At 24.5% G+C, this 11841-nt stretch carries 7 protein-coding genes; 2 read left to right on the top strand and 5 right to left on the bottom strand.

What is annotated here, in order from left to right; translation table 4 throughout:
* Positions 1–32 precede the first annotated feature (32 nt).
* Positions 33–1691 carry an IS1634 family transposase gene (locus GE118_RS03030; RefSeq protein ID WP_158763963.1) on the bottom strand — a complete coding sequence of 553 codons (1659 nt, stop codon included), beginning with the start codon at positions 1689–1691 and terminating at the stop codon, positions 33–35.
* A 223-nt stretch (positions 1692–1914) separates the two neighbouring features.
* On the opposite strand from GE118_RS03030, the gene GE118_RS03025 reads away from it, so the two are divergent.
* Positions 1915–3606: an IS1634 family transposase gene (locus GE118_RS03025; protein WP_158763962.1), complete on the top strand. Its 1692-nt coding sequence runs from the start codon at positions 1915–1917 to the stop codon at positions 3604–3606.
* A gap of 79 nt (positions 3607–3685) precedes the next feature.
* Here GE118_RS03025 and GE118_RS03020 read toward each other — a convergent pair whose 3' ends face one another.
* From GE118_RS03020 to GE118_RS03005, 4 genes are all read right to left on the bottom strand, one after another.
* Positions 3686–4642 carry a hypothetical protein gene (locus GE118_RS03020; protein ID WP_158763961.1) on the bottom strand — a complete coding sequence of 319 codons (957 nt, stop codon included), beginning with the start codon at positions 4640–4642 and terminating at the stop codon, positions 3686–3688.
* A 410-nt stretch (positions 4643–5052) separates the two neighbouring features.
* A complete protein-coding gene (locus GE118_RS03015) occupies positions 5053–6759 on the bottom strand; it encodes an IS1634 family transposase (protein ID WP_158763855.1) in 1707 nt (568 codons plus the stop codon).
* Positions 6760–7129: 370 nt separating this feature from the next.
* Positions 7130–8836, bottom strand: coding sequence for an IS1634 family transposase (locus tag GE118_RS03010; protein WP_158763855.1), 1707 nt, complete (start codon positions 8834–8836; stop codon positions 7130–7132).
* Positions 8837–8919: 83 nt separating this feature from the next.
* Positions 8920–9831 (bottom strand): ATP-binding protein, encoded by a 912-nt coding sequence (locus tag GE118_RS03005; RefSeq protein WP_158763960.1) that lies wholly within the window; start codon positions 9829–9831, stop codon positions 8920–8922.
* A 412-nt stretch (positions 9832–10243) separates the two neighbouring features.
* Between GE118_RS03005 and GE118_RS03000 the strand changes: the two genes are divergently transcribed.
* A complete protein-coding gene (locus GE118_RS03000) occupies positions 10244–11788 on the top strand; it encodes a hypothetical protein (protein ID WP_158763959.1) in 1545 nt (514 codons plus the stop codon).
* The last annotated feature ends 53 nt before the right edge of the window (positions 11789–11841 follow it).

Below are 11841 nucleotides of genomic sequence, written 5' to 3'. Positions count from 1 at the left end.
TTTTTAACTTTTTCAAAAATTTACATTGTAATTTAAGGTTTTTGAGTTTCTAATATCTTTTTGATAATAGCAAAATCATTTAAATATTGCATATTATCTTTATTTTCTATTAATTTTTCAGTGATAATTTTTGAATTTATCACTTCAACATATTTATTAGCACTTAAAATTGCTTTTATTAATCTTGTGTTAGTAAATCTTTCGTTTTTAACACCTAATACAGGTTCTAAGTTTTTATTTACTAAAGTTAGTAAATATCTCATAAGAACCAATGATATAAAGCATAAAAGAAAATATCCTTCAATGTGTTTGTCACTTCGCACATACACAGGTCTGATTCTTAAAGCGTTTTTTAATGTTCTAAAGTTTTCTTCAACTTGTCATTGTTTTGCATATAAATCAACAACATCTTGAACTGTAAGATCGTGTCTTGATGTTTCGTAAGCGTATAAACCATCAAACTTTTTATCTCTCTCGATTTTTTCATAATCTAACTTGTATGAAGTTGTTTTACCATTTTCAATTTCTTTAAAGAATTTGTATTTTTTACCAGCAAGCAAATCAGCTTGAGCAACAATACCATTTTTAGCTTTTTTATTGAAATTATCAATAAGAATTTGTCTATCTTGTTTATCTTTTTTAGCACGTTTTTCACTATAAGTTATTATTCTACGTCTAGTTCTTCCGTTTGGACGTTTTTTCTGTCATAGCGATTCATAAGTTTCTTCTTTAAATTTAAAATTATCTAAATCAACATATCCTTCAGGATCTTGAGCGAATAATTTAGTTCTTTTAGTAGCGATTTTTAATCTGTAAGAGATTATAAAATCAATATTATTTTGTTCTAGGAATCTAATGTTTTTATTGGTACTCATTCCTCTATCAGCAATTATTGTAACCATTCTAAGGTTGTAAATTTTCTTGATTTCGTTGATAAATGGAATGAAAGTATTTGGGTCAGCTGTATTGCCTTTAAATAATTTGTAATGGATTGGAATACCATTTTCATCAGTGATTAAACCCACTACAATTTGATCTTCTTTGAATTTTCCATCTTTTGAATATCCAGGGTGTTTAAGACCTAAACTTGTAAAAGTTTCAAAATATACAGTTGATGAATCAAATCACATAACATCAACAGATCTTAGGTTTTTAGAAATTAATGAATTATTGATGTTTTTTAAAATAGTTGTTTTATTGTCTGAAAGATAATCTAAAGAGTTGTAGAATGTTGTCTTTTTTGAATCAAATTCTATTTCATAATCTGGGATACTTTCAAAAGTTTTAATAAGACTTTGTTGTTTTAAGATACGTGTTGAAATTATAAATTTCAATATTTTTATTAATTCTTTTGATCTTGTTTCTTTAGTTTTCTCAAAAATATCCAAGTCATCAATTGTGTTAAATAAAATCTGATGACCATAATTTACAACTTTTGATTCAACAACTGAATTTTTAAGAACTCTATTTACTTCTTGCAAAATTTTATCTTTAGGTCATTCAGGATCTCAATTAACACAAGCTTCTTTTAAGAGATTAATTGGGTCTTTTGTAGATTTTTCTAATTTTTCTAAATTCCCCAAACCAATACTTCTCTTATAACCTCTAGCATGACCATTTGAGATAGCTGCTGTGATGTAGTATGTGTCTTTTCTTTTACTTCTAACAATAATTCACTTTTCTTTTTTCATACTCCTAATTATACCATAATTACAATGTAATTATGTGGAAAAAATAATTTTTTTACTATACGTAGTATAGTAAGTATGGAAAAGTGCTAAAAAATTGGCTAAAACTTGGAAACACAGGAAAATAAGCACTTTTTAAGCTGCTTATTTTTTATTATTATAAATAATAATAAAAAATAATTTTTTTCGGTATAGAGATAGAAAAATAGTGTATAATTGAGGTATAATGGCCAAAAAAGTAAGAGGAAGAAAAAGAGTTAATAAAGGTTTAGCTTGAGTTATTGCTAAACAAACAACTCAATATGCAACATATTTATCAGCATGTTTAAAAGATTCAACAAAACCAGGTTATATTAAAAAGTTTGGAATTGGAAATATCAAAGTTTATGAAGAAAAGTGAGAAAATCCAGTTGAATACCTAAAAGGTATATTGAAAGACGCTCCAATACACTATGAAAGAGAAGATATTTTAAAACTTATTAACGAAAAAACTCAACAAGAGAATGTAAAAAGACAGGTTTTTGAAGAATATCCTGGTTTAGAAGTAATTTCTGGTTTATTTGATCATTTTGATCTATTTAGAAAATGTAAAGATACAAGAAAGAAAGATTTAAATTTATTGGTTCAATATCAAATTTTTCAAAGAATATCAAAACCACAATCAATGCTACAAACATATTTAAATAGCAAGAAAACTAATAAATTTGCGACTTGCAAAAACTCGTTTTATCGCTCATTAGACTACATTTATGACAACAGAGAGCAAATGTTACAAAATATTAACGATGCAATTATTGAAAACAAAGATCGTGAAGTTGAAGTTTTATGATTTGATAGCACTACAATTTATTTTGAAACTTTTGACAAAGAAGGATTGAAACAACCTGGGTATTCAAAAGATGGAAAATTTAAAGAAGATCAGTTTGTTATCGGGATGATCACTGATAAAAACGGAATCCCTTTACACTATAAAGTTTTTCCTGGTAATACCCCTGATAGCAAAACTTTTATTCCTTTTATGATTGAACTTGAAAAAATATACAAAATCAAGAATGTTACTATCGTTGCCGATAGAGGAATGAGCGTTAGTTCAAACATAAGATTTTTAGAGCAAAAAGGTTATAAATTTATAATCTCTTATAAATTAAAAGGATCAAAAAGTGATGTTAAAAATTGAGTTTTAGATGGTTCACATTATTTAAGTTTAGATGAAAAACTATTTTATAAAGAAATTACAAATCCTTCTTTATACGGGTTAAAAAATCGTCCAAATGGTCATAATCGTAGATTAATTGCTACTTGATCTGAAAAAAGATACGAAAAAGATAAACATGATAGAGAAGTGTTTGAAAAAATCTTTAATCGATCAGCTGTGAATGGAAAAGTACCAGTTAAAAGCTTAAATTCACAAAAACACAAATATTTTAAAATAAGTGATAATAAAGTTTATTACACACTAGATCATGAAAAAATACAAAAAGATAAAAAGTTTGATGGATTTTATGTGTATGAAACCAATAGATTTGACTTAGATGCTAAGAAAATTATTGATACTTATGCAAGACAATGAAAAATCGAAGAAAACTTTAGGTTTTGAAAAGGAAACTTACAACTTAGACCAATTTATTTTTCATCAGAAAAACATATTTTAGGTCATATAGCTTTATGTTTTATTTCGTTGGTTATGATGACTTACCTAACTTATAAAGTTAATACAACATTAAACCTAGAAAAACCAATTACAAAGAACTCAATCGTAAAAGCGATTGAAGAGGTTTGAATAAACAAAGAATACGAAAATAAAATTCTCGTAAGAGAACAATCAAATTGAAACGAAGAACGTGAAACTCATTATCAAATAATGAAATTAATTAAAACTACCCTAGAAATTTTAAAAATGAACAAAAAAACCAACTAGATCGCTAGGGTATCTGGTCGGTTTTTTATTTTAGGTATAAAGTGGGAAACGCAGGCATAGTTAGTTGCTTTTTGTTATATTAATTTCGCTCTTTATTAGCTTTTGATTCTTGATATTCTAGGATTTTTTGATTAACTCTGTCAATTACTTCTTGGTCTTGCTCAGTTTCGATAGATGCTTCAAAGTTAGGGATGAGAAAAATTCATTCTTTAACATCATCATCATCATAACATATTAAGTCTTTGCTATTAAAATATTCCCAAAGGTTTGTGAAACGATGTATAAAAATATATCTCAAACGATTCTTCTTACTAAAGATTACCCTATTATAATCATGACTATATCTATTCATATAAGCTATGAATTTATTGATTTGCGAATATGGATTATTGATTAACGCAAAGGATTCGAATGATATTTTATATAAAAATAGATCGATAAAAGATTCGAACACCAAAGCGATTCCTGGCGTTGAAAGCACCAAAATCCAAAGATAATTAGGCCTTGGTGTTCCTAACATTAAAACAATTGGTAAGTATAAAAAGAACGGAATTACATAAGTGGCTAGCGTTCAACATTTGAGTCAATTAAATATTAAAATTCAAATACTTAAGTATTTTAATCTCCTATCTTTTCACTCGGTAAGATATATACTATCAACATATTCAGGTTGCTTATATTTCATTTTTTTAAGGTTAGAACGCCCTTTATAACAAAAATCCGGCATTAAGTCTCTGTTAAATATATATGCAGTTATGTGTCTAAATTTTTCAATAAATAAATCATCATATTTACCTTTAAAATCTTGGTAAAACAATTGTAATCTCATTCCTTTTTTAATAGAAGAAATTAGATATATAATGAAAAACAATTGAAAAAAACAAGCAATCCCAAGTGAAATATAGTTAAAAATTATAGTTCGTTTTGGTAAATCAATAAAAGCTATATTTATCAATATGGGTAGGATAAATCAAATAGCAGCAACTACTTGTAAAATATAAAGGTTTACTAAATTTGCATTAAATTTATTTTTCATGTAAAACTTCCTTATTTTTATGTTTTGATTATATATGAAAAAAATATAAATTTAAAGATATTAAAAAATAACTAACTTATGTTAGTTATTGGATAGTGGTATTTAATTTTTATTAACTTTTGATTCTCGGTATTCTTGGATTTTTTGATAAGCTCTGTCAATTACTTCTTGATCACTTTCAGATTCGATAGATTGTTGAATATTTTGAATATGTAAAGGTCATGCACTAGCATCATCTTTATCATAACATACTAATGTTTCTGTTTTAAAATACTCTCAAATAAAAGTGAAACGATGTATAAATACATATCTTAAACGATTTTTCCTACTAAAAATAACTCCTGACTTTTGCAGTTATGGTTAAAGAAAAGACGAAAACCCCTGTATTTATTGCGTTTTCGTCTTTTTGTTTATCTTTTTCCTAGTATAATAGAACTTAAATTTTCAACCTTACCATATTTAGGTAGTGAATTAATATTAAATGCTTTTAATATTCTTGTAAGTCCTTCATCCATTTTTAATCTTAAAAAATGTTCTTTATCTTCTCCTCAAATGACTACTGTAGCTTTCTCATTTAAGGTTTTTATAATTTTAGATGTAGTTAAATATTGATCATCTTTTTCAAAATTTACTGTTTCTTTTAATAATAATTCAAGATATCTTTGAATAACTAAAGATATATAACAAATTAAGAAATGACCTAAAATAGATTCCTTTTTTCACACATAAACTGGTCTTGCTTCAAAATTGGTTTTAAGCACTCTAAAAGATTCTTCAATCTTTCATAAACCTCTTAATTGTTTATAAATTTTCATTGGATCAATTTCTTTAATATTAGTTCTTATCCCATAAAACCCAATTGTCTTTAAATCTTTATCATATTGTTTTTGATTGAATTCAACGTTTTCAACTTTACTTGAAATATACTTTTTGCCACCTGTATTAATAGATGATTTGTATGTTGTATGGTTCTTTTGTTCAATTAGTTTAGTAGCTTTTTGTTTTAATTTTTCAATGTGATATAAGTCATATTTTGATCTTTCGCTTGAGTAAGTTAAAACTAATTCATCATCTAGAGCATAGACTTTTTCGTCACTATTAACATAGTCAATTACAGGTATTTTTCTCACGAAAAATTTATCTGTAACACTTTCAAAAGTATCTAAATCAAATGCATCAGACACCTTTTTATCTAATGATTTTATTTTTTCAGTAATGATGTAGTTGTAACCTAATTTTTTCATTTCTAATAGGTTATTTTTAGAATTTAAGCCTTTATCAGCAATAATTGTGATGTTTTGGAAACCAAAATTGTTTTTCAAACTCTCTAAAAATGGTAAAAATGTTTTGAATTCATTAGTATTTCCGGGAAAAACTTCATATGTAATAGGAATACCTTTGTTATCAATAGCAAGTGCTAAAACCACTTGTGTTTGATTCACTTTTAAGTCTTTTGAAAAACCAAAATTTCTTAATTCATCAGCGTCAAAACTTTCAAAATAAATTGTTGTTACATCATAATAACAATGTGTTAAATCTCTATTGTACAAGCTTGATAACTGTTTGTTTAAATAACTTACAACCTTGCTTTTTTCTTTACCAATTTTTTCAAGTGATCTATAAACTGACTCAAGAGAAAAGTCATAATTTGTAATAAATTTTTCTTTTTGATTGAAAGTTTGAAGTTTTGATTCAGGTCTTAAAATTCTTGAAGTTACTAAGAATTCTGTAAGTTCAGAAAGTGAGTATTTTGTCCTATAACTTTTATCAACTTTATTGAAAAACTTGTCTAACTTTAGTGTTTTGAATAATTTTCTATAAATCAAATTACCATAACACATAGTGTCTAAAGTTTCGTTATCAGTAAGAAGTACATTATGAAGAAGTGAATCCATAACATCAGTTACTAATTGATTTGCTTCTGATATTTTTGCTTTTGACTTTTTACATTCTTCTTTTAATTTTTCAATAGCAAGTGGATCGTTTGCTATTAAATCTTCTTTTCTACCCAATCTTTGTACAACTTTATGAACTGCTTTCTTTTTAACTTTGTCTCATTTTGATTCCACTAGTGTTACATATTCAACACCACTTACTTTACTAATTTTCACAAACATATTCGCATTATATCATATTCTAACAGAATAACAAGTAAAAAAATTAATATTACTTATATACTATGTATATAAGTAAAAATTTTTTAACTGCAAAAGTCAGGAAAAACTTAATTAATCAATTTACTTTAAATTTAAATGAAAATGAAACATATTATATAGATTTTGATAACTTCTTTAGAATTAAGCAAGAGAATTTTGCTGCTATTACTCAAAAAACAAATTATGTATTAGATCCTATAGTTGAATTAGGAATTTTAGAGAAAACTAGTGAATTAATTAATGATGAGCAAGCTAAGTTCACCTGACTTTTGCAGTTATGGTTAAAGAAAAGACGAAAACCCCTGTATTTATTGCGTTTTCGTCTTTTTGTTTATCTTTTTCCTAGTATAATAGAACTTAAATTTTCAACCTTACCATATTTAGGTAGTGAATTAATATTAAATGCTTTTAATATTCTTGTAAGTCCTTCATCCATTTTTAATCTTAAAAAATGTTCTTTATCTTCTCCTCAAATGACTACTGTAGCTTTCTCATTTAAGGTTTTTATAATTTTAGATGTAGTTAAATATTGATCATCTTTTTCAAAATTTACTGTTTCTTTTAATAATAATTCAAGATATCTTTGAATAACTAAAGATATATAACAAATTAAGAAATGACCTAAAATAGATTCCTTTTTTCACACATAAACTGGTCTTGCTTCAAAATTGGTTTTAAGCACTCTAAAAGATTCTTCAATCTTTCATAAACCTCTTAATTGTTTATAAATTTTCATTGGATCAATTTCTTTAATATTAGTTCTTATCCCATAAAACCCAATTGTCTTTAAATCTTTATCATATTGTTTTTGATTGAATTCAACGTTTTCAACTTTACTTGAAATATACTTTTTGCCACCTGTATTAATAGATGATTTGTATGTTGTATGGTTCTTTTGTTCAATTAGTTTAGTAGCTTTTTGTTTTAATTTTTCAATGTGATATAAGTCATATTTTGATCTTTCGCTTGAGTAAGTTAAAACTAATTCATCATCTAGAGCATAGACTTTTTCGTCACTATTAACATAGTCAATTACAGGTATTTTTCTCACGAAAAATTTATCTGTAACACTTTCAAAAGTATCTAAATCAAATGCATCAGACACCTTTTTATCTAATGATTTTATTTTTTCAGTAATGATGTAGTTGTAACCTAATTTTTTCATTTCTAATAGGTTATTTTTAGAATTTAAGCCTTTATCAGCAATAATTGTGATGTTTTGGAAACCAAAATTGTTTTTCAAACTCTCTAAAAATGGTAAAAATGTTTTGAATTCATTAGTATTTCCGGGAAAAACTTCATATGTAATAGGAATACCTTTGTTATCAATAGCAAGTGCTAAAACCACTTGTGTTTGATTCACTTTTAAGTCTTTTGAAAAACCAAAATTTCTTAATTCATCAGCGTCAAAACTTTCAAAATAAATTGTTGTTACATCATAATAACAATGTGTTAAATCTCTATTGTACAAGCTTGATAACTGTTTGTTTAAATAACTTACAACCTTGCTTTTTTCTTTACCAATTTTTTCAAGTGATCTATAAACTGACTCAAGAGAAAAGTCATAATTTGTAATAAATTTTTCTTTTTGATTGAAAGTTTGAAGTTTTGATTCAGGTCTTAAAATTCTTGAAGTTACTAAGAATTCTGTAAGTTCAGAAAGTGAGTATTTTGTCCTATAACTTTTATCAACTTTATTGAAAAACTTGTCTAACTTTAGTGTTTTGAATAATTTTCTATAAATCAAATTACCATAACACATAGTGTCTAAAGTTTCGTTATCAGTAAGAAGTACATTATGAAGAAGTGAATCCATAACATCAGTTACTAATTGATTTGCTTCTGATATTTTTGCTTTTGACTTTTTACATTCTTCTTTTAATTTTTCAATAGCAAGTGGATCGTTTGCTATTAAATCTTCTTTTCTACCCAATCTTTGTACAACTTTATGAACTGCTTTCTTTTTAACTTTGTCTCATTTTGATTCCACTAGTGTTACATATTCAACACCACTTACTTTACTAATTTTCACAAACATATTCGCATTATATCATATTCTAACAGAATAACAAGTAAAAAAATTAATATTACTTATATACTATGTATATAAGTAAAAATTTTTTAACTGCAAAAGTCAGGAGCAGCTAGTGCTAAACTCGGATCATAAAAATAAAGTTTTTTCTTTTTGATTATTCTATATGGCGAAATAACATTTGAATCATATGAAGATAATTCATCAATTAAAAATTGGTTTCTTAAAATTTCCATATATTTATTAATTGTTGGTCTGGTGATTTTTTCACTATCACTTTTTGATAATTGATTAATTAAATTTTCATTAGAAATAATATTCCCGACCCTTAAAGCCATTAATCGTAAAAACATCTCAAATTTATGTTTATCTGTGTTTTTGTATCCATCTATAATATTTAGCGATTCAATTGTTTGTTTTATATATTCTTTATTAATTCTTGAATAACCTTCATTTTTTACACATACAGGGAATCCGCCTCTAAAAGTTAATTGAATAACTTTTTCTAAGGTCATTGGTTCTTTGAAAAATGTTGTTTTAAATTTTTCATCTTTTATATCTTTTAGTGAAATTGCACCGTTAGAATCTCTACTTTCATATAAACTTAAAGGTCATAATTCTAATGAACCAAATCGACCTATACCAAATTCTTTTATATCCATATATTTCAATTGAACAGATCCAGTAAAAATAAATAATCCTCGATCATTATTTTTTTCGTCAATTATATTCTTTGCAGCAGTTCATAATTGTGGTGCTAATTGTCATTCATCAATAAGTACTGGTTTTACACTTTGTTCTAATATCGAATGAGGGCTGATTCTAGCTGCTTCTAAGAACTCTTTTTTTGCGTTAGAAAGATCTATATTTAACTTACTAAATTTCTTACTCAAATAAGTCTTACCTACAAACCTTGGACCCTTTATTACAACACACCCAAAAGTTTGTAAGTACTCACTAACTTTTTCTTCTAAAAATCTACTAAATTCAAGTGTTTCCATAAATAAATTATATTATTTTACTAATATTTTTATTATCAATTTATGCAAAATGTAAAATGAAAGTTATGCAAAATGTAAAATGAAAGTTATGCAAAATGTAAAATGAAAGTTATGCAAAATGTAAAATGAAAGTTATGCAAAATGTAAAATGAAAGTTATGCAAAATGTAAAATGAAAGTTATGCAAAATGTAAAATGAAAGTTATGCAAAATGTAAAATGAAAGTTATGCAAAATGTAAAATGAAAGTTATGCAAAATGTAAAATGAAAGTTATCGTTCCCCAAGCTTTATTATTAAAAAATTTAAATTTTTTACAAAATTTGTTATATAAATATAATATATATTATATTTAATAGTCTATTTTTTATGAAATTTGGTAAAATTCAAACATTATCTACAGAAATGGAAAAATATGCATACAGCTTTATCAATTTGAAAACATATTTACAATAAATTTAATCTTGATTTTGATATTGAAACAAAAATAAAAGATGATTTATTTCTTGTTAATATTCAATCAAAACCACAAATCACACCATATGGAATTAAGTTTAAAAACTTTGAAGAAGCAACTAATGCATTAAATACTTATACCATTTCTATAATTTCTTATTTATTCACCAAACAAATAATTGATAAAAAAATCTTTATTGCTTGTAATAAAGATTTTGATTTATTAAATTACAGCATCAATAGTATTTTTAATAACCGAATCTTTGTTGCAAAAAACACCATTGATCCATTTTTATTTCAAAATGAAATTAAAAATAATTATGATTATGCTATTTATTTTGAATTCAATGAATTTGATCAATTTTGATATGTGAAATTATTTGACCAAAATAAATTAATATCTATTAACCAAATGACTAATTTAGTTGAAACGATGATACATTTTGATGAAATAATTAATTTTACAAATGACCAAAGTAATGTTAATTATGTTTCTATTGATCAAATTTATAATTCAATTGAATTTGATCAATATCATCAAGCTACTCAAATTAATAGTTATTCATATGCAAGTGATTTAAATTCAATGACAAACATTGACTTTATTCTTAAAAAAATTACAAATCATTTACAACTCCAACAAAAGAAATCTAACAAATCATTTTTTTCAAATAAGTTTTTCTTTAAATACATTAGGTATTTAAAATATAAAAAATCAGATGTATTTATTTTGTATAATCAAAAGAAAAATTTTAAATTTGCTTTTAAAATTAAAAGTAAATTATGGTATAAAATACCTTCGTATAACGAAATTAAAAGTGATGAATTATTATATTTATTAATTAATTTTTATTCTTTTAGTTGAAAGAATAAAAATTTTGATCAAAAAGATCAAATCATTATTAAACCTAATCAAATTAATGAAATAACTAATTTGCTTAGCTCACTTGGTTTTAATTGAACTTATGTAGATTCAATTGATAAAAATAATTTAATTAATATTATTGATAATCCTATTGATTACAGTAATTATAATTTGGTTTTTCAGGTGTGTAAAATGCTTGATACTTATAAAAAGAATAATAATTTGCTTTATCTAAAATATAAAAAGATGAAAAACTTCTTTAAAAGCAACATTATTAAACACTTTACAATTAATTGTTCATATATGGATTTAAATAAATTAACCAATGATAATTTAAAACAAATTATTGATAATTTTAATTTAAAACATAAATGAAAAATAGATTGAAATAACAGTAAAATTGTTAATTTTCAAGATCAAACCACTCATTATTTGGTTAATCTTGAAATGAAAAATAATAATAATAACAATAAAAAAATAAACTTTTATGTTTATAAACATTTAGCTAATGAGTGAATTACGATTAAAGCTAATTACAATGACAAAAATATCAAGAATAAACTTAATAGATTTTTTGCATTTTGAAATTTAATTTTTAAAACTAAAAAAATTAAAAAAATAATTAAAAAATGCTTATAAATCGAAATTTAATTTTATAAATAAAATATAATTTATAAACTATTAAATATAGC

The organism is Mycoplasma sp. NEAQ87857 (assembly GCF_009792315.1).
Lineage (GTDB): Bacteria > Bacillota_I > Bacilli_A > Mycoplasmatales > Metamycoplasmataceae > Mycoplasmopsis.
The sequence above is the reverse complement of the archived record's forward strand: the minus strand, read 5'-3'. Positions and strand labels throughout refer to the sequence as shown.